Origin of the sequence: Tigheibacillus halophilus (assembly GCF_042683165.1) — a bacterium.
In the GTDB taxonomy this organism is placed as follows: domain Bacteria; phylum Bacillota; class Bacilli; order Bacillales; family Amphibacillaceae; genus Tigheibacillus; species Tigheibacillus halophilus.
The window spans coordinates 1,003,095-1,023,819 of sequence record NZ_JBHUIZ010000003.1 but is presented as its reverse complement, the minus strand read 5'-3'; the positions used below and the strand labels follow the sequence as shown (position 1 = coordinate 1,023,819).

At 41.0% G+C, this 20,725-nt stretch carries 18 protein-coding genes and 1 other annotated feature; all 18 genes read left to right on the top strand.

Translation table 11 applies throughout. The annotated features are described in order from the left end of the window. Positions 1-4: 4 nt before the first annotated feature. The 18 genes from yqfD (at position 5) to ACFSMW_RS05640 (ending at position 20,705) form a co-directional block, all read left to right on the top strand. Entirely contained in the window at positions 5-1,231 is a 1,227-nt protein-coding gene (gene yqfD / locus ACFSMW_RS05725; RefSeq protein WP_390353774.1) for a sporulation protein YqfD, read from the top strand. A 36-nt stretch (positions 1,232-1,267) separates the two neighbouring features. Beyond that, positions 1,268-2,230: a PhoH family protein gene (locus tag ACFSMW_RS05720; protein ID WP_390353772.1), complete on the top strand. Its 963-nt coding sequence runs from the start codon at positions 1,268-1,270 to the stop codon at positions 2,228-2,230. Between the two features lie 317 nt (positions 2,231-2,547). Continuing rightward, positions 2,548-4,698 carry an HD family phosphohydrolase gene (locus ACFSMW_RS05715; protein ID WP_390353770.1) on the top strand — a complete coding sequence of 717 codons (2,151 nt, stop codon included), beginning with the start codon at positions 2,548-2,550 and terminating at the stop codon, positions 4,696-4,698. After that, positions 4,688-5,152, top strand: a complete 465-nt coding sequence (gene ybeY, locus ACFSMW_RS05710) for an rRNA maturation RNase YbeY (protein ID WP_390353768.1) — start codon at positions 4,688-4,690, stop codon at positions 5,150-5,152. Before ACFSMW_RS05715 ends, ybeY begins: the two co-directional genes overlap by 11 nt. Beyond that, a complete protein-coding gene (locus tag ACFSMW_RS05705) occupies positions 5,142-5,510 on the top strand; it encodes a diacylglycerol kinase family protein (protein WP_390353766.1) in 369 nt (122 codons plus the stop codon). Before ybeY ends, ACFSMW_RS05705 begins: the two co-directional genes overlap by 11 nt. 545 nt (positions 5,511-6,055) lie before the next feature. After that, entirely contained in the window at positions 6,056-6,952 is an 897-nt protein-coding gene (gene era, locus ACFSMW_RS05700) for a GTPase Era (RefSeq protein WP_390353764.1), read from the top strand. Between the two features lie 186 nt (positions 6,953-7,138). Beyond that, positions 7,139-7,273 carry a YqzL family protein gene (locus ACFSMW_RS05695; protein WP_390353762.1) on the top strand — a complete coding sequence of 45 codons (135 nt, stop codon included), beginning with the start codon at positions 7,139-7,141 and terminating at the stop codon, positions 7,271-7,273. Between the two features lie 295 nt (positions 7,274-7,568). Continuing rightward, entirely contained in the window at positions 7,569-8,312 is a 744-nt protein-coding gene (gene recO, locus ACFSMW_RS05690; protein ID WP_390353760.1) for a DNA repair protein RecO, read from the top strand. Between the two features lie 53 nt (positions 8,313-8,365). After that, positions 8,366-8,541: a binding site (T-box leader), on the top strand. A 59-nt stretch (positions 8,542-8,600) separates the two neighbouring features. Next, positions 8,601-9,479 (top strand): glycine--tRNA ligase subunit alpha, encoded by an 879-nt coding sequence (gene glyQ, locus ACFSMW_RS05685; protein ID WP_390353942.1) that lies wholly within the window; start codon positions 8,601-8,603, stop codon positions 9,477-9,479. Beyond that, positions 9,479-11,563 carry a glycine--tRNA ligase subunit beta gene (glyS, locus tag ACFSMW_RS05680; protein ID WP_390353758.1) on the top strand — a complete coding sequence of 695 codons (2,085 nt, stop codon included), beginning with the start codon at positions 9,479-9,481 and terminating at the stop codon, positions 11,561-11,563. The genes glyQ and glyS overlap by 1 nt, the downstream gene beginning before the upstream one ends. Positions 11,564-11,607: 44 nt before the next feature. After that, positions 11,608-12,234 carry a helix-turn-helix transcriptional regulator gene (locus tag ACFSMW_RS05675; protein WP_390353757.1) on the top strand — a complete coding sequence of 209 codons (627 nt, stop codon included), beginning with the start codon at positions 11,608-11,610 and terminating at the stop codon, positions 12,232-12,234. 57 nt (positions 12,235-12,291) lie between these two features. Further along, a complete protein-coding gene (locus ACFSMW_RS05670; RefSeq protein WP_390353755.1) occupies positions 12,292-13,110 on the top strand; it encodes a pyruvate, water dikinase regulatory protein in 819 nt (272 codons plus the stop codon). Between the two features lie 642 nt (positions 13,111-13,752). Beyond that, positions 13,753-15,567 carry a DNA primase gene (dnaG, locus tag ACFSMW_RS05665; RefSeq protein ID WP_390353754.1) on the top strand — a complete coding sequence of 605 codons (1,815 nt, stop codon included), beginning with the start codon at positions 13,753-13,755 and terminating at the stop codon, positions 15,565-15,567. Between the two features lie 31 nt (positions 15,568-15,598). Then, positions 15,599-16,717, top strand: coding sequence for an RNA polymerase sigma factor RpoD (gene rpoD, locus ACFSMW_RS05660; RefSeq protein ID WP_390353752.1), 1,119 nt, complete (start codon positions 15,599-15,601; stop codon positions 16,715-16,717). Between the two features lie 357 nt (positions 16,718-17,074). After that, positions 17,075-17,458: a cytochrome c550 gene (cccA, locus tag ACFSMW_RS05655; RefSeq protein ID WP_390353750.1), complete on the top strand. Its 384-nt coding sequence runs from the start codon at positions 17,075-17,077 to the stop codon at positions 17,456-17,458. A gap of 89 nt (positions 17,459-17,547) precedes the next feature. After that, on the top strand, positions 17,548-18,270 hold the full coding sequence (locus tag ACFSMW_RS05650; protein ID WP_390353748.1) for a tRNA (adenine(22)-N(1))-methyltransferase: 723 nt from the start codon (positions 17,548-17,550) through the stop codon (positions 18,268-18,270). Next, positions 18,248-19,363 (top strand): Nif3-like dinuclear metal center hexameric protein, encoded by a 1,116-nt coding sequence (locus ACFSMW_RS05645; protein ID WP_390353746.1) that lies wholly within the window; start codon positions 18,248-18,250, stop codon positions 19,361-19,363. The genes ACFSMW_RS05650 and ACFSMW_RS05645 overlap by 23 nt, the downstream gene beginning before the upstream one ends. 28 nt (positions 19,364-19,391) lie before the next feature. Further along, positions 19,392-20,705 carry a DEAD/DEAH box helicase gene (locus ACFSMW_RS05640; RefSeq protein WP_390353744.1) on the top strand — a complete coding sequence of 438 codons (1,314 nt, stop codon included), beginning with the start codon at positions 19,392-19,394 and terminating at the stop codon, positions 20,703-20,705. Positions 20,706-20,725 lie beyond the last annotated feature (20 nt).

The following is a 20,725-nucleotide window of genomic DNA, read 5'->3' as shown; positions in this document are numbered from 1 at the left end:
AACGATGAAACACGTACAAGCAACTCTTTTAACAGGTTATGTGACAATTGCGGTAAAAGGGTCGATGCCGGAATTATTTTTTCAACGTTGTGTCGATCATAAAATACCTGTCTGGAATGTAAAAAAGGTTAATCCCAAAACATGTGAAGGCAATATAAGATTAAGCGACATCCATATGATGAGAAGAATAAGGAGAAATACCGGTTATAAAGTAATTTTTTCCCGTAAAAAAGGAATGCCCTTCATCATAGGGCGATTCCTTGGCAAAAAGGAATTAGTGGCAGCTACACTGCTCAGTGGACTTTTAATCTTGTTGCTTTCCAATATCGTGTGGAAAGTGGAGATTACCGGTGTTCCAATCGACATTGAAAAGAAAATTGCCAAGGAACTGAATAACTATGGTATTCATCCTGGCGCGTGGACTTTTTCTTTGGAACCCGCCAGTGATATACAGCAGGACTTGCTTCGGGATATTCCCGAACTATTATGGGTTGGCGTAGAAAAAATGGGGACAACCTTCCATTTGGAAGGGGTGGAAAAGATTGTCGTCAAAAAAGATCCTGTCTCAGGACCAAGAAATCTTATCGCAGCTAAAAAAGGGATTATTAAGAAAATGTACGTGTCCAAAGGAAGGCCATTAGTATATGTCAATGATTTTGTCGAACCGGGAGATGTGCTTGTATCTGGAAATTTACAGGAAAACAATAGCGATAAAAAGGCAAAGCAAAGTGAAAAAAGCCCAATCCTTGTTTCTGCTGAAGGAGAAGTAATTGCTAAAACGTGGTATGAGGTCAATGTCACCGTACCAATGAAAACCTCGAAAGAAGAATTGACAGGGCAACAAGAAAGAAAATACTATTTACAATTGGCTGATTTTCAAATGCCAGTATGGCATTTTGGTTCACCGGATTTCGAAAAAATGCAAGTGGACAACGATAAAAAACCAATATATTTTTTCAATTGGAAACTGCCAGTTTCGTTTGTGGAGTCGGTGTTGAATGAGAAGCGTTCGAAACATGTTTCTCATACGAAATCCGAAGCGATGAAAATAGGAGTCAACCAGGCAAAACATCAGTTGCGGATGCAGCTTCCAGAAGGCGCGAAGATCATCTCCGAAAAAATTTTGCATGAATCTACAGACCATGGTAAAGTTAAACTAACCATATATATGACTGTAGAAGAAAATATTGTACAAACACAAGCTATAAGTGGAAATGATGAGAAACAATAAATGATCATATTCATTTATGTCCCAAGGAGATTGATTATGTCAGAAAAACTTCAAACGATAGACCTCGCGTTAAGCGGACCAGATGAGGCAGTTGCATTATTCGGCAACAACGATCGGCATTTGAAATATATTGAGGATAAATTACATGTCAGTATCATTACACGAGGTGAACAGCTGGCTGTCAAAGGAACGGAACAAAATAAGCAAACAGTAAAAGAAATCCTTTCCGCACTACTCTCAGTAATCCGTAAAGGATTAGCTATTTCACAGAGAGACATCGTGTATGCAACTGATTTGGCTCAACAAGGAAAAATAGCACAATTTGAAACCTTATTTGAAGATGAAATTACAAAAAGCGCAAAAGGTAAGTCAATTCGCGTCAAAACACTTGGCCAGAAAAACTATATTTCCGCCATCAAATCAAATGACTTGGTTTTTGGGATTGGCCCTGCCGGAACAGGGAAGACTTATTTGGCCGTTGTTATGGCAGTCCATGCGCTCAAAAATGGTCTGGTAAAGAAGATAATTTTGACCAGACCCGCGGTAGAAGCTGGTGAAAGCCTGGGGTTTTTGCCTGGTGATTTAAAAGAGAAAGTCGATCCATATTTACGCCCCTTATATGATGGTTTGCATGATGTGCTTGGAGCAGAACATACAATGCGCTTGATAGAACGTGAGGTAATCGAGATTGCGCCGCTTGCGTATATGCGGGGGAGAACACTGGATGATGCATTTGTTATTTTGGATGAAGCCCAAAACACGACACCTGAGCAAATGAAAATGTTCTTAACGAGATTGGGATTTGAATCCAAAATGGTCATCACGGGTGATGTGACGCAGATTGATTTGCCTAAAGGCGTTCATTCCGGTTTGATCACCGCCAGCCAAATGCTGGCGAATATGAAGGGAATATCATTTATATATTTGAACCAAACGGATGTAGTAAGACATCCGCTGGTACAAAAAATAATCAATGCATATGAGAATAAACAGCAATAAACAGACTTCGTCCGGAAGTCTGATTTTTATAATCAGGTGTCGTCCATTGCGGTAATGGTTCTCGTATTCTTTTATCTTGTAAGCATAAAGCGCCCGCAACCCCAATAGAGGAAGGCAATTTAGGCGGCCGGAGTAAAAAAAGCCCCGACTTAGCACGATGTCAGTAGAGGCGGAATGCAAGAAGCGGCTCTTGGGACAGTGGCGTACTAGTCAGAGTGTGGAAACAACTTGTAAAACATTGCGCGGGGCAGGCATTTAGCTGGAGAGGTTAGACCCTCCGTTGAATGGATTTTCACTTAATGGGGAGGGGAAACCAATTGGCAGGCAGGATAAAAAGACTAATAAAATTGGTGATACATACTATCCGTACGAAAAGTTTGACAGTCATTTTACCTGTAGGCATACTTGCGTTATTTCTATTCTTGCTTACTATCAATAATGTGTATACGAAAACCTATAATATAGAAAGATTCAATATCGCTAAGCAGACAATATATGCGCCAATCACAATTGAAAACCAGCAGGAAACAGAGCGCAAAACCAGGCAAGCGATTCAATCTGTGGAGGATCGTTATGATATATCAAGTGAAATAACAACGGAAAGGATAGCTTATATCGAAGAAATTTTTGACGCGGTTAATAAGCTTGACTCTGAAAAAGTAAACAGCTCTGCTAATAAAGAAAAGAAAGTGTCTCCCACCCATCAGGAAAAACTAGAAAAACTGAAACAGATATTGTCACCTGAAATCACAGAACAGATTAATGACAGTGCTTTTGCGAGCTTGCTGATGCTGCCTGAAAAACAGCGGTTCGAAGGCGAAAAAATATTTCTTGCTTCTCTGAAACAGGTGCTGGAAAAAGGTGTTCGCCCTGATACAATGCAAAGCAGTATAACTGAAGTACGCGACCGAGTGAAATATTCGAAACTTGATGAGGCGATGAAACAAGTGCTTTATAAGTTTGCTGAATTTGCTGTAGAAGAAAATTCCTTCTTCGATGTCAACAAAACGAACGAGGCAAGGAAAACAGCTGCCGGTAATGTCGAACCAGTCATGATTCGCGCGGGGGAGATTATTGTCCGGGAAGGCCAGACAATAACAAATGAAATATATGAAGAATTGAAGCTTGTAGGCTTGCTGAATAAGGAACGCAATATCTATCCGCTGATCGGTTTGGCTATTTTTGTGATTTTAACATGTGGTATCATCGCACACGAATTTTATGTGCTGGCAGAAAGCAGCAGTATGGTAAAGAGAAAAACAGCGGCAGTTTTACTTTTAAGCGTCATTGTGCTTTCGCTGATGAAACTGGTCAGTGTGTATATGTCTCCGACAAATCAATTGTTCTACATTGTTCCTGCAGCAATTGGCGTATTATTGATGAAATTATTGCTCAATGAACGGATCGCGATCATTTTTGCGAGTTTGTACGCTGTTTTCAGCATGATGATTTTCAATGGCCAAATTCCAGGTTCCCTGAACGTGGAAGCCGGAGTCTATTTTTTCTTCTCGCAAATGGCAGCGGTGCTTTTTCTAAGAAATGTCAAGGATCGTCTGGCTATTGTAAAAGCCGGGTTGGGCTTGTCCATCGTAAATGTATTGTCGGTACTGATATTTATATTCATTTCATTTGAAAAATATTCAGTGAAAGATTTGTTTTTACAAACAGGATTTGGATTTGCTTCAGCATTGGCTTCAATCATTTTGACAATTGGTCTGCTGCCTTTATTCGAATCAGTTTTGGGCATCTTATCAGATATAAAGCTATTGCAGTTATCCAATCCAAATCAACTACTGCTGAAAAAAATCCTGACTGAAGCACCGGGTACATACCATCATTCTGTTATGGTTGCCAACCTTAGTGAAACAGCTTGTGAAGCAATTGGGGCAAACGGCTTGCTGGCAAGGGTGGGTTCATACTATCATGATTTAGGGAAAACAGTCAGACCGCTTTATTTTATCGAAAACCAAATGGGAACTAAAAACCCGCATGATTACATCTCTCCTAAGCAAAGCGCAGAAATCATCATCCGCCACCCCTATGATGGGGCTGAGATGCTTAAACGAAAGAAAATGCCAAAAGAAATTATCGATATAGCCACACAGCACCATGGTACTACATTATTGAAATATTTTTATTACAAGGAAAAAAAGTCTAATCCTGAAGTGAAGGAAGCACTTTTCCGCTACCCTGGGCCGAAACCACAGACAAAAGAAGTCGCTGTCATTTCAATTTGTGATTCTGTTGAAGCTGCGGTCCGATCATTGGAAGAGCCCACAGAACAGAAAATCGATGAAATTGTTGCATCAATTGTGACTGATCGCATTCAGGATCACCAGCTTGATGATAGCCCACTGTCCATTCGAGAATTAAAGATAGTCCGTCAGACAATATGCGAGACATTAAAAGGTATTTTTCATTCAAGAATTAAATACCCAGTAAAGGAGAGACCAAAAAATGCACATTGATTTTCAGGATCACACCGATTCCGTTACTGAAGATATGCTAGATTTAATCAAGCGGCTGTTACACTTCACGGCAAAATACGAAAACATAGCAGATACAGCAGAATTATCCGTCAGCTTTGTGGATAATGAAGAAATCCGGGTGATCAACCGCGATTATCGTCATAAAGATCAGCCGACTGATGTCATTTCCTTTGCCCTTCAAGAAGAATCAGAGGAAGAAATGAAAATTATCGGGGAGAATTTGCCACTTATTCTGGGAGATATTCTCATCTCTGTAGACAGAGCGAAAGAACAAGCTGTTGAATACCAGCATTCTTTGGAAAGGGAAATGGGCTTTTTAGCTGTCCATGGATTGCTGCATCTCCTTGGTTATGATCACATGACTCCAGAAGACGAGAAGATCATGTTTCAAAAACAAGATGATATTCTGGGGGAATTCAAGCTTGAAAGATAGCAAAAAAAAGCAGATCGGTTTTCAGTATGCACTAAATGGTATTTGGCAGGTCGTTCGGACGGAAAGAAATTTTCGGATCCATATATTCATATTTCTGCTTGTTGTCATTTTTGGATTTTGTTTGCAGCTTACTGCCGTTCAATGGTGTCTTGTGCTCGGGGTAAGCGGTTTGGTATTTGTCGCGGAAATGATTAATACAACAGTAGAACGGTTAATTGATTATATGAAACCGGAAATACATCCGCAGGCAAAAGCCATCAAAGATATTGCTGCCGGTGCTGTCCTAATGGCCGCACTGACTGCGGCCGTCATTGGTCTGCTTGTCTTCATTCCGAAATTCCTCCATTTGCTGCATTAGTTTCTTCAAAGAGGGAGGGACAGAACTATCCAAAAACAGCTATAAAGTGCCATTTCACCTCTAGTTGATTGGAGCGAAAGGCGGCTGACTCCTTGAAAAAGAAATTCGCTTTTTCTGCGTGCGATGTGAATGCTGCCGAAGCGTTCCTTTCCTGCGGGAACAATGGTTTTCGCTGGGAAGCGTAATCGCAGTCCCAGCACGAGTCTGAAGCCCCCGCAGGAAGTGATTTTCTTAGAAAGTACATGAGGGAAGGAAAGCTGCATACGGCCTTTGCGCCAACGCCTGCACACCCCTTGTCGGGGCGCCTGGCGTGCAAATCAACGAAATTACTAAGCTAGATAAAAAAAGTTGGGCGGTTCCATGTCAAGATGGTGCCGTTCAACTTTTTTACATTTCCCAGGGTTTTGTCTCACCCTTTTTTTATGGACAGGATGTTGTCTGATGTTGTGATGTTTTTAAAGGTTTTGTCGAATGGATGAAAGGGAAGCTATTTTATAGTATGATAAAATAAAGTATTAACTTGACGCCTTGGAGGAAACAGAAAAATGAACCATAAATCAGGATTTATCGCTATCATCGGCCGGCCAAATGTTGGTAAGTCAACATTTTTAAATCGTGTTGTCGGTCAAAAAATAGCAATCATGAGCAATAAACCACAAACAACCAGAAATAAGATACAAGGCGTTTTAACGCAGGATGACGCACAATTTGTATTTATTGACACACCAGGGATTCATAAGCCCAAGCATCGTTTGGGCGACTTCATGGTGAAAATTGCTGAAAACACATTGAATGAAGTGGATGCTATCCTGTTCATGATTAATGCGGAAGAGGGTTATGGCAGAGGTGACCAATATATATTGGACCGTCTGCAACACATTCAGAGCCCGATTTTCCTCGTCATTAATAAAATTGACTTGGTACATCCGCATAAACTTCTGGAATTGATTGAATTGTATAAAGAAAAATGTGACTTTGAAGAAATTGTTCCGATTTCTGCGCTTGAAGGTAACAACGTGGACAATTTACTGGAGGTTTTGAAAAAGCATCTTCCTGAAGGTCCACAGTATTATCCAGCTGACCAGGTGACTGATCATCCGGAAAGATTCATCATCAGTGAGCTGATCAGAGAAAAAGTACTTGAGCTGACGAGGGAAGAAATTCCGCATTCAGTTGCTGTCGCAATCGACAGTATTGAAAAGCGGCCATCAAACGCGGTATATTTACAAGCTACAATCATTACAGAACGAAAATCACAAAAAGGGATTTTGATTGGCAAACAAGGCAGTATGCTGAAAGAAATCGGTATTAAAGCGCGTAAGGATATTGAAGCACTGCTTGGCACGAAAGTTTTTCTGGAGCTATGGGTGAAGGTACAGACCGATTGGCGTAACAAGCAAGGTCAACTGCATCAATTCGGGTTTCGGGAAGACGAATATTGATTTTTAGTCAGACAAGAGTTGTATGCTGATCAATAGATCCTTCTTAGCGGAAATCTATACTGGAAAAAATTAAGAGTCATTGTTTGAGCGATCGGGGTCATTCTAAATGTATACAAATAATGTTGTATGTGGTTGTTAAAGCCTCACGGGATTATACTTTTGAAGTATAGGAAGGTGGTTTTTCAATTGATTGATTTAACATGGAAAGTATTCAGTGAAACCGGCAATATCGAGACTTATTTATTGATGAAAGAACTGGAAACACAGCCGGATGCTGGAGAAGATAATGAAATAGACACAGCAATGACGAATAATGATTAAAATGCCCAGCCTCAGATAAGAAATATGGATTTTTTAAGTGTGGATACAAAAAGGAGAATAAAGACCAAGCATTTCGTTCAAGACAGTTAGAAAAAATAGAAACACTGCTCCCATTGGAGCTGCCAAGGCTGGAAAAGCTTTTCTTTTTCTGGGATCGGACTGACACGGGATATGCTGGTTTCAGCACTGGATGATGCTTAATGGCTGGCTGGACGAGTAAGCATACAGGCTCTTTCAGCTAACAAGAAATGCGTTGGTAGCATTTTACCTTTTTAAAAAGGGAAGGTTGAGTGTTGTGCTGGATAAGGTCAAGGGAATTGTAATCAGGACACAAGATTACGGAGAAACCAATAAAATTGTAACAATATATAGTGCAAATGCCGGAAAAGTTTCGGCCGTTGCGCGCGGAGCGAAAAAACCGAAAAGCAGAATGGCTGCCGTAACGCAGCCATTCATTTATGGGGAATTCATGGCCTATTTGTCTTCCGGACTGGGCACAATACAACAGGCAGAAGTCATCCACTCTTTTCGTGAGATTCGGCAGGATATATTCAAAACGGCTTATGCCTCGTATATTCTCGAACTTACTGATAAACTGGTAGAAAACAGGCAGGGAAATGCTTTTTTGTTCCAGCAACTTTATTTGACACTGGAATGGATTGCGGCCGGTAAGGATATGGCGGTTCCAATCATGATGTATGAATTGAAACTGTATGCTGTCAGTGGGTTCGCACCAGTAGTCCATCACTGTGTAAGCTGCGAATCGAAACAATTCCCCTTTGCTTTTTCCATCGCAGAAGGCGGCTTATTATGTCCGAAATGCAGATACAAAGATCCGCATGCCATAGGTCTTCCAGACGCTGTTGCCAAGTTGCTTCATCTTTTTACGAAGGCTGATTTGAAACGAGTAGGGCAGATTTCAGTTAAACCAGATAATCTGAATCGGCTCCGAATGTTACTGGACGCTTATTATGACCAGTATGGCGGGTACTTTCTCAAAACAAAAAGATTCCTGAATCAGTTAGATAAGTTGAAATAACACATGGTTGACAAAACCCGCTGGCATGGCGTATGATTTTTACATAATCAAAATTGTTTGCTATGATGAAGAGTAGTACCTAATAGTCTCTGACCAAAGCGAGTCTGGGGTAGTGAAAGCCGGATGTCAGTGTATTAGAGAAGGCGCTTCTGAGCAGTTTAATAAAGCGGCTCCCGTTTCATAAATGGGAGCAAATAGGGTGGAACCGCGGATCAAAACCGTCCCTATGCCATTTTCAGGCATAGCGGCGGTTTTTTTAATTGACATTAAAATCGGAGGTTGCGAATGATGAATGTGCAAGAAATGATATTGACTTTGCAAACATATTGGTCTGAACAAAACTGTATGCTGATGCAGGCATATGATGTTGAAAAAGGCGCAGGTACCATGTCTCCAATGACATTGTTAAGAAGTCTCGGTCCTGAGCCGTGGCGTGTCGCTTACGTAGAGCCATCAAGGCGGCCGGCTGACGGCAGATATGGCGAAAATCCTAACCGCCTATATCAGCATCACCAGTTCCAGGTTATTATTAAGCCTTCTCCTGCAAATATTCAGGAATTGTATCTCGGTTCGTTAGAAAAGCTTGGAATAAATCCTTTAGAACACGATATTCGTTTTGTAGAAGACAACTGGGAAAACCCAACACTTGGCGCTGCTGGCCTTGGATGGGAAGTTTGGCTCGATGGAATGGAAATCACGCAATTCACATACTTTCAGCAGATAGGCGGATTGGAAGCAAACCCGGTTACTGTCGAATTGACGTATGGGATTGAACGCCTCGCTTCTTACATTCAAGACAAAGAAAATGTTTTCGATCTGCAATGGTCTCGGGATTTTAAGCTTAGGGATATATTCTATCAGCCGGAATATGAGCATTCCAAATATACATTTGAAGAATCGAATGAGGAAATGCTGTTTGAGCTCTTCAACATGTATGAAAAAGAAGCTAAGCAGACGATGCAAAAAGGGCTGGTTTTCCCTGCATATGATTATGTCTTGAAATGTTCCCATACGTTCAATTTACTGGACGCAAAAGGGCTTATTTCGGTTACCGAGCGAACAGGATATATTGCTCGGATTAGAAACCTGGCCAGGGAAATAGCCAAAAACTATGTTGCTGAAAGAGAAAAGCTTGGGTTCCCAATGCTCAAAAAGGAGGAAGCCTAATGAGTGAGCATGTATTATTTGAAATCGGCTTGGAAGAAATGCCTGCACGCTTTATAGACAAGGCTGAACAACAGCTTTTAGAAAAAACAAAACAGTGGCTGAAAGAATCGAGGATTTCATACGAAGAAATCTCATCTTTTTCAACGCCTCGACGACTTGCCATCAAGATTTGCAATGTAGCGGAATACCAGGATAATATGGAGGAAGAAGTAAAAGGGCCAGCATTAAAAATTGCGAAAGACGGCGATGGGAATTGGACGAAAGCTGCAATCGGATTTACAAAAGGACAGGGAAAAACAGTAGAAGACATCTATACTAAAGAAATAAAAGGTGTATCTTATATTTTTATCAATAAGCAGATTGCGGGGAAACCATCTGTTGAACTGCTCCCAGCGTTCAAAGAGGTCATTCTTTCACTTCAATTTGGCAAAAATATGCGTTGGGGGGCGGAACATTTACGCTATGTGCGTCCGATTCGCTGGCTGGTCGCATTATATGGTTCAAAAGTGATCCCTTTTGATATTGCCCATGTGCCTACAGGAAATCTCACATACGGCCACCGTTTCCTCGGTGACAAGATCGTGATAGATGACCCTTCTGATTACGAAACACTTCTTCGTAATCAATATGTTATTGCTGATGCAAAAGAAAGAGAACAGATGATTATAATAGGGATTCAGGAGACGGAGAAAAAAGAAGGGGTTCATGTTCCGATGGATTCTTCTTTACTGCAGGAAGTGCGAAATCTTGTCGAATATCCAACTGTTTTCCACGGTGCATTTTCTGAAGATTTTCTAGAAGTACCGACAGAAGTATTGATCACTTCTATGAAAGAGCATCAGCGCTATTTCCCCGTCTTTGATTCAAAAGAGCAGCTGCTTCCTTATTTTGTTGGTGTCCGTAACGGAGACAGTAAGCATCTGGATACAGTAGTGCGGGGGAATGAAAAAGTATTGCGTGCCCGTCTTGCAGATGCCAAATTTTTCTATGATACCGATCGCAAGCAAAACATAGCCTTCTATCAACGAAAATTGGCGAATGTCGTTTTTCAAGAGAAGCTTGGAACCTATCAGGATAAAGTGGATCGTATCGTTCTAATCACAAAATCCATTTGTAAAATGCTGCAATATGATCCAGCGCAAACCCGGATGGCTATCCGTGCTGCAGAGATTTGCAAATTCGATCTTAGTACGAATATGGTAAACGAGTTTACCGATTTGCAAGGTATCATGGGTGGAAAATATGCCAAACATTTTGGAGAGGAAGAAACGGTTTGCACGGCGATCGGTGAGCAATATCTGCCTGATCATGCGCAAGGACCATTGCCGAAGACCAGCATCGGCTCAGTGTTGAGTGTAGCTGATAAACTCGATAGTATTGCAGGAGGCATCTATGCAGGACTGCGTCCTACTGGTTCACAGGATCCTTACGGACTTCGCAGACAGGCACTGGGGACATTGCGGATTTTGAATAAACAGCACTGGTCTGTCACTGTTGAAGAATTGTTGGCTATGTGCAGCGAATTGTTTGTTTCCAGTTCAATTCAGGGAATGGAAAAAGAGATTTTTGAAACGGAATTGCATGATTTTATCGCGCAAAGAGTTGTCTATTTGCTGAAAGAAGCGGCAATCGAACCTGATGTTATCGAAGCTGTAACTGCGAACGGTATCGGTGTATTGCCATACACCTTTGAAAAAGCAAGTATTCTTTCAAAAAAACGTAATGATGAAACCTTTAAATCGACGCAAGAGGCACTGAGCCGTGTGTTGAATCTCGCATCCAAAGGAAAGTCTGGTACCATCGATGAAAAAAGCTTTGAAACACAAAGTGAACGGCTGCTGTTTGATACATTCCAAAGTAAGCGGGAAGCATTTGAAACTGCCAATAATAGTTATGATGCTGCCGCAGCTCTGACTATGCTCGATGAACTTGCATTGCCGATACATGATTTCTTTGACAATAATATGGTCATGGCGAAAGATGAAGCACTTAAACAAAACCGCTTGACACTGCTTGCAAACCTGGCAAATATGATTTATGAGTTTGCAGATTTTGCAGCAATTGCCTGGAAACAGCATCATTAAGAAAGTCAATTTCCATATTAGCGACTGACAGGTGGTGAATAAATGTGGAATTATCAAAAAGGCAGGAAGAGATTGTCGAGATTGTGAAAGCAAACGGCCCGATCACCGGTGAGAATATTGCTGAAAAATTACATTTGACGAGAGCCACACTGCGTCCTGATTTGGCCATTTTGACAATGGCCGGGTTTCTGGATGCCAGGCCCCGCGTCGGTTATTTTTTCACGGGTAAAACTGGTTCCGAGCTGCTGACTGAAAAGATCAAAAAATTTAAAGTCCATGAATATCAATCCATACCAATAGTCGTCAAGGAAAGTGTATCCGTTTATGATGCGATATCCACTATGTTCTTAGAGGATGTCGGTACATTATTCGTGGTGGATCAAAAGTCATACTTGAGCGGAGTTGTTTCGCGGAAGGATTTACTCCGTGCTACTATCGGACAAAAAGATTTGAATCAGCTTCCGGTCCATATCATTATGACCAGAATGCCTAATATCACCGTTTGCAAAAAGGAAGATTTACTGATCGATGTAGCTAAGTTATTAATTGAAAAGCAAATCGACGGTGTGCCTGTTGTAAAAGACTCAGATGGCGGATTCGAAGTTACAGGCAGGATTACAAAGAGTACCATCACAAAAGTCTTTGTTGAACTGACAGCAGACGAAAGATGATTGAGTAATCGAAACAACGAATGTTTCATTCGTTCAGGGGAGAAAGGGGTTATATCCATGTGCGCAAGGCCGATTGCTTATGTATTATCTGATTCTGTGGGAGAAACAGCGGAATTAGTTATAAAAGCCGGTTTGAGTCAATACAATAATGGAGAATATAAGATACAAAGAATTCCTTATGTAGAAGATAAAGAAACAGTTGATGACGCCATCATCCTTGCAAAAGAAAATGAGGGACTTATTGGTTTTACCATTGTTGATGCTGAACTGAGACAATATGTTAATGAACAAGCAGCTATCGCAGGCATTGAAGCAATCGACTTCATGGGGCCGATGATGCAGGCGATGGAAAAAGTATTTGGAACAAAACCAAGAATGGAGCCGGGGCTTGTCCATAAGCTGGATGAAGAGTATTTCAAAAAAGTGGAAGCAATTGAGTTTGCTGTGAAATATGATGACGGAAGGGATCCACGGGGAATCTCCCGTGCGGATATCATATTACTTGGGGTATCGCGGACATCAAAAACGCCACTTTCTCAATATCTTGCACTGAAGAGGTTGAAAGTGGCCAATGTACCAATTTTGCCTGAGGTCGAACCGCCAGAGGAGTTGTTCATGGTAGATCCGCGTAAATGTATTGGATTGCAAATCAGTCCCGAAAAACTGAATGATATTAGAAAAGAGAGATTAAAATCATTAGGACTTGGGGATCAGGCAACGTACGCTAATTTGCAAAGGATTCATCAAGAATTGACTTACTTCAATAAGATTGTTGAAAAAATAGGTTGTACAGTTATTGATGTTTCTAATAAAGCTGTTGAAGAAACTGCAAACGTAATTTTGCAAGCGTACCATAAGAATACCAATCGGATGTGAAGCATTCTTTTAAACAGTGAAAATGGCATGAGAAAATAAAGCGGCTCTGACCTATTTTATAATCTGGCAATTTTGATACTATCTCTTGTTTAAGGAAACAAAAAAGTGGCAGTGAGTACTCAGCGGATCATTGTGGGAAAGTCGATGTTACGCTGAGTTTTTATCCTCAATTCGTACATTTTATTGGAAAATCTACGTAAAATGTATTAAAATATGTTGTTGTGTAAAAATAGTGTTATAAATATCATACGAACAAATTTACTTATTCATGTCTATTTTTCCCGTTTTTTCAGTTTTGATGAAGGATTTGGTATTCTGAAAAATAAAACATCCGTTTTTTAGAAGGATTTTACCTCCTTGATGTAGAACTAATTATATAAGGAAATATAGATTATACATGAAAGAGGTAGGTAAGATTTCTTTCCGTATAACTGGTTTGAGATCAAGAGGAGGAGATGGATGATAAGCGTTTATCTGAATGCTTATGACGGGTATAACGTAATAAAGAGAAATCCTCAAACAACAGTGCCTTCTCCTGGTTTATTATGAAGAAGGAATTTTTTTCGGCTTCCCCAAAAAATATGTCGAAAAATGAAGGATTTTTCACTTTGAATATCGAATTATATAGAAGTGGTGGTTTTTATGGCTAATCACATCCCAAATGAAGTCTTAGAGGAAATCCGAAAGTCTAATAATATTGTGGAAGTCATAGAGGAGTATGTACAGTTAAAAAAGCAGGGCCAGAATTATTTGGGACTTTGCCCTTTCCATGATGAAAAAACACCTTCGTTTTCAGTAAGCCAGGACAAACAAATATATAAATGTTTCGGCTGCGGAAAAAGTGGTAATATTTTCGGTTTCTTAATGGAAATGGAAGGATTTTCTTTCTTCGAAGCTGTGAAACATTTTGCCGATCGTGGCGGCATAGATTTGCCGGTGTCAGCTTCACAACCGGTTAAAAGCCATTTATCTGATGAAGCCCAGCAGGTTTTGCAGGCATATGATTGGCTTACAAAACTTTACCATCATTTATTAAGATATGCAAAGGATGGTAAAGAAGGGTACCAATACTTCAAAGACAGAGGCATTTCTGATGATACAGCAGATCTTTTTAAGCTTGGTTACGCTCCTGCCACTGCAAATTTCACTGCTTCTTTCCTTGAGAAAAAAGGATTTCCGCCGCAGCCCTTAGCAAAGGCTGGATTGCTGTCCGTAAGGGATGATGGCAGTGCGGCTGATCGTTTCGGCGGGAGGATCGTTTTTCCAATACGAAACCATCTAGGTAAGACGGTGGGTTTTGCAGGCAGAACTATCACTGGCGATGGACCTAAATATTTGAATAGCTCAGAAAGCGAGCTTTTCCGAAAAAACAAGATTTTGTACAACTTCGATTTGGCAAAAAAACAGATCAGATCGACCGGCGAAGTGGTCTTATTCGAAGGCTATATGGATGTCATATCTGCTTATCAGGCAGGCATTAAAAATGTTGTGGCAACAATGGGGACTTCATTGACTGAATCACAGGCCCGTCTACTGAACAGATATGCCGATACGGTGATTATCTGTTATGACGGAGACGATGCCGGGATAGAAGCGAGCTATAAGGCAGCGAATATATTGCGGGGTACCGGCTGTCAGGTCAGGGTAGCTAACCTGACAGGAGGGTTGGATCCGGATAATTTCATCCGGGAATATGGCGGAGAGACTTTCATCGAAAAAATTATCAAAGCGAGTGACACTTATATATCCTTCTATATGCGATTCTTAAAAAGGAACTATAATTTGAGCCTGAAAGCGGACCGCATGGATTATATAAATATTATATTGAAAGAAATAGCCAAGCTGGATAGCTCCATAGAAAGGGAATCCTATTTACAGGAGCTGAGCGGTGAATTCAATCTTTCAATGCAATCACTGCAAAGTGAAATGGAAATACTGCAAAAAAAACATGGAAAAAACGTCACAAAAGAGAAAGAAAGCAACAAGAAATTTAAACAGATCAATTTCATCCAACCAAAGAAACTGGTTCCTGCGTTCCATAATGCAGAAAAATATTTGCTTGCCCACATGCTTCATAACCCTGTTATCACTGAAAAAATACGTGATGAATTGGGCGCTTCATTCAATATTGATGAACATAAGATAATTGCAACCCATTTGTATGCATATTATGAAGAAGGGAATCCTGCAGATGTAAGCTTGTTCATCAACCGACTTGAAGAGCAGGAACTTCAGCAGATGGCCATCGATATCGCTATGATGCCTATCGATACTGAAATTGGTGAACAGGAACTAAGGGACTATGTTCAAGCCATCAGAGTTCAATCAGGAAGTAAAAATGATATCAGACTTCTAAAAGAGCAACAGAGAATGGCAGAACAGCAAAGTGATCCGATTGCAGCAGCAGAAATTGCTGTGAAAATAATAGAGCTTCAAAAAAAGTTGAGGCAATCCTAAATGAGGGTAAATAGTATAAGGAGGCGGACTGATGGCTGAAGAAAAAGCTTCACAGGCAGCAAACGGAAGTGAATTGACGCTTGAACAGGCGAAAGAACAGCTGTTGGAGATCGGAAAGAAACGCGGCACATTGGCATATGAAGAAATAGCTGATCGTCTTTCCCACTTCGATTTGGATTCCGAACAAATCGACGAATATTATGAATACTTGCAGGAACAAGGAATCGAAGTAATCGGGGAATCAGAAGAAGACCCGAATATGAAAGAAATCGAAAAAGAAGAAGAATTCGATTTGAATGATTTGAGTGTTCCGCTTGGTATCAAAATTAATGATCCGGTCAGAATGTACTTGAAAGAAATTGGCAGAGTGAACCTGCTTTCAGCTGAAGAAGAAATTGAGCTGGCGATAAGGATTGAAAAAGGTGATGAAGAAGCCAAAAAAAGATTGGCAGAAGCGAACCTTCGTTTGGTTGTCAGTATTGCCAAGAGATATGTTGGCAGAGGCATGCTGTTTTTGGACTTAATCCAGGAAGGCAACATGGGTCTGATTAAAGCTGTTGAAAAATTCGACTACCGAAAAGGGTTCAAATTCAGTACGTATGCAACCTGGTGGATTCGGCAGGCTATCACAAGGGCCATTGCGGATCAGGCAAGAACAATCCGTATACCCGTCCATATGGTTGAAACGATCAATAAATTGATTCGCGTACAACGTCAACTGCTTCAGGATTTCGGACGGGAACCATCTCCGGAGGAAATCGGAGAAGAAATGGAACTATCTCCTGATAAGGTACGTGATATTCTGAAAATCGCCCAGGAGCCAGTATCTTTAGAAACACCAATCGGCGAAGAAGATGATTCTCATCTTGGCGATTTCATTGAAGACCAGGAAGCAATCTCCCCTTCAGATCATGCTGCCTACGAATTGTTGAAAGAACAGCTGGAAGACGTTTTAGACACATTAACTGACAGAGAAGAGAACGTACTTCGGTTGCGTTTTGGTCTGGACGATGGAAGAACTAGAACATTGGAAGAGGTTGGCAAAGTATTCGGCGTAACGAGAGAAAGAATTCGTCAAATTGAAGCCAAGGCTTTGCGTAAATTGCGTCACCCAAGCAGAAGCAAACGCTTGAAGGATTTTATGGATTGATTGAGGTCCTTACTATCCTTCAAGCCTCGTGCTTGTTGGCAGGGCAAGCTGAGACTAAATGACGGGAGTCTCCTCATTGCTGATCGCGTGATAGCGTTTTCAATTTCTTGATTCTATTTTACGCAATTTCTGTTCCGTTTGCAACTAAATTTACAGATTCTTTATGACTTGACCTGCAGATGCCGGGATCCGGTGGTTCATCTGGAGCATGTATGCTCCAGTAGTCCAACGGATGGTATCCCTTATTTTACAAAAAAAGATATTTTTAGCTAATACTTTAAAAATAAAGCTTTTTGAAGTACAATAATAAATAGCTTGTCTACATAGATCATAGGGGTTACTTAAGGAGGTAACATAATGAAAAAAAATCCGGTCATCCCTTATGCAATTATTGCGATTATCGGAATACTAGCTGTTATTGTTTTATCTACTGCAGGTGTTGGTCAGCGAGCTGATATCCAAAAAGCAGATAAAGGTTCAGAGAACACAGAGCAGCAGGATAAGAAAGACGAAGGTGGATCAAAAGATCCAAATGACATTTTCCAAGCGAATTGTGCAGCATGCCACGGCTCAGATTTGACTGGGCAGGTCGGCCCGAATTTGACTAAGATCGGCTCCCAGCTTTCTGCGGATGATATTGTAAATATCATCCATAAAGGTAAAGGGAATATGCCTGCGCAATCCCAGGTTGGCGATGACGAAGCGAAAACCTTGGCTAAATGGTTAAGTGAAAAAAAATAAAAAAGGTCGACTGAGAAAGCTTTCTGCCATAAACAGAAAGCTTTTCTTATAGCAGTCATTCGAAAAATAATCTGGATGGGGAATTTGTAATGACAGAACAAATCAATTTATCTAAGCGATTGGAAACAGTGGCGTCTTTCGTGGATGCAAATCAGTTATGCGCCGATATCGGCTCTGATCATGCCTATTTGCCTTGCTACATTTGCCAGCAAAACAGTGGAGCCCGGGCGATTGCCGGAGAAGTGAATGCTGGACCATTTAATAGTGCCAGGCACACAGTAAAAAGACTTAATCTCGAAAAACAGGTGGATGTTCGGCTCGGCGATGGCTTGGACATCCTGCATGATAGGGAAATAGTGCAAGTTGTTATTGCTGGGATGGGAGGATCTCTTATTCGTTCCATCCTGGAAAAAGGCATGGATAAAATGGGAAATATATCCCGGATCATTGCTCAGCCGAACATAGATGGGCGGGATGTCAGAGAATTTCTTATAAATCATTCATTCAAAATTGGCACGGAAACAATTGTTGAAGAAAATGGCCACATTTATGAGGTCATTGTAGCAGAACCTATAACAGACGATATTATTATAAAACCTTCCGAAAAGGAAATGCTTTTCGGTCCGCTTTTGCTAAAAAAAAGGTCAGAAATATTTTATCAAAAGTGGACTGCAGAAAGAAAACATTACCAAAGAGTCATTGAGCAAATGAGCAAGGCCAAAGTCAAAGACCATGTTAAAATGACACAATACCGAAAGGAATTAGAATGGATTGAGGAGGTGCTTTCAGATGGTCGGACAGATGACAAATAAGATGATATTCGAGGCCATGGAAGCGTGGGCCCCTAAACACTTAGCTTACGACTGGGATAATGTCGGATTGCAAATCGGTTCGAATAATCGGTCTGTCAAAAAAGTAATGATCACACTGGATGTGCTTGAGGCGGTTGCGGATGAGGCGATAGCAAATGAAGTGGATCTGATCATCGCTCACCATCCACTGCTTTTCAAACCTGTATCAAGTCTTGATACAGACCAGCCTAAAGGGCGTACCATCCAAAAATTGCTGTCTAATCAGATTTCCGTCTATGCTGCACACACCAATCTCGATATTGCAAAAGGCGGTGTGAACGATATGTTAAGTGCAGCATTAAACCTGCAAAATACAGAAATACTTTCAAGTACAGGCTTTGATCGGCTTTATAAAATAGTTGTATATGTCCCCCAATCACATCAAAAACAGGTCAGGGAGGCATGGGCCGAAACCAAAGCCGGTCATATTGGTGCATATAGTCACTGTACATTCAGTACAAAAGGAGAAGGTACATTTAAGCCATTGGAAGGAACCAATCCATATGTTGGCACACAGAATGAATTAGCATTTGTGAACGAAGTACGTATGGAAACAATTGTACCAGAAAAATATCTGTCGAAAACTATAAAGAAAATGAAGAAAGCACATCCTTATGAAGAAGTCGCTTACGATATCTATCCACTGGAAAATAAAGGTGATGACAATGGGATAGGGAGAATTGGGCAGTTGAACGAACTAATGTCTTTGCGGCAATTCTGCGAGCATGTCAAGACAGCATTAAAGGTGCCGACAGTCCGCGTCACTGGGGATCTGGAAAAAAAGATCAAAACCATCGCTGTTCTTGGCGGGAGTGGAGAAAAATACTTCATGCAGGCGAAACAAAAAGGTGCAGATGCATTTGTTACAGGAGATATGACGTTTCACGCGGCGCAAGATGCTCAGCAGGCCGGTCTTGCTGTGATTGATCCAGGCCATCACGTGGAAAAAATCATGAAGACAGCTACACAGGAATATTTGCAAAATAAATTTGCCAATAACGAAGTGGAAATCATCACATCAAAAGTGGACACTGAACCATTTCAATTCATTTAAAAGGTTTGACATAAAAAGGAGTCCTATCATGAAGAAACACTCATTTCAAGAATTTACACTAAAACCTGAATTACTTCAGATAATCGAGAAATTACAATTTAAAACACCGACGGAAATTCAAGCGAAAGTCATTCCAGCTGCTATGAAAAGAAAAAGTATAATTGGACAATCCCAGACTGGCTCGGGCAAAACACATGCATATTTAATTCCATTATTTAATCAACTGCGTGAAGATGTAAAAGGAGTGCAATTTGTCATCACTGCGCCGACCAGGGAACTAGCAATGCAGATCCATGAAGAAGTGAAAAAGATGCTGCGTCTTGCCCAAAAAGAAAAAGAAATTACCGCGAAGCTTCTGATCGGGGGAACTGATAAGCAGCGTATGATGGACAAGCTTAAAGAAACACCGCAGATCATCGTGGGCACTCCCGGCCGAATTTTGGATATGGTCAAGCAGGAGGCACTATCCATTTTTTCGGCTTCTGCTTTTGTGATTGATGAAGCAGATTTAATGCTCGATCTAGGCTTTATTAACGAAGTGGATCAATTGCTTATTCGCTGTAAGTCCGATGTTCAGCTACTGGTTTTTTCGGCAACCATACCCGAAAAACTGGCTCATTTTTTCAAAAAGTATTTGGAAAATCCATTACATGTAAAAGTGAAGCAGGAACTGTCACCTGAAACGATGGAACATCGCTTGATTCCAGTTCGGCATCGTAATGAAATAGATGTGTTGATGCAAATAACAACCGTGATTCAGCCGTACTTGGCGATTATTTTTACTAATGGCAAGGAAGAGGCAGATAAACTCTATGCTGCGTTGAACGAACGGGGATTGAATGTCGGACTGTTGCACGGAGGGCTGACGCCCAGAGAAAGAAAACGCGTTTTAAAAGATATACAAAGTCTGCGCTTTCAGTATATTGTGGCGACCGATTTGGCATCGCGCGGCATCGATATAAAAGGTGTCAGCCATGTCATTAATGCCCAGCTGCCGAAGGATGAAAATTTTTATATCCACCGAGTGGGCCGTACCGCCAGGGCAGGAATGGAAGGAACAGCTATCAGCCTTTACCAGGAAGATGATATAAGGCTCATCGATAAACTTGAACAGAAAGGCCTCCCATTCATTTTTACAGATATTGCAGACGGTGAGTGGCGCGAGGCAAAACATTGGAATAAACGAAACCTGCGCCCCAAAACATCTTCAAACGCTGAAACAGAGGCATGGAAACACGTCAGAAAAAATAAGAAGGTTAAACCTGGCTATAAAAAGAAAATGAAGCAGGAACAAGAGAAAATAAAAAAGAATTTAATCAGGAAAGAAAAGCGTGGAAGGTAATAACGGTAACACGCAATGAT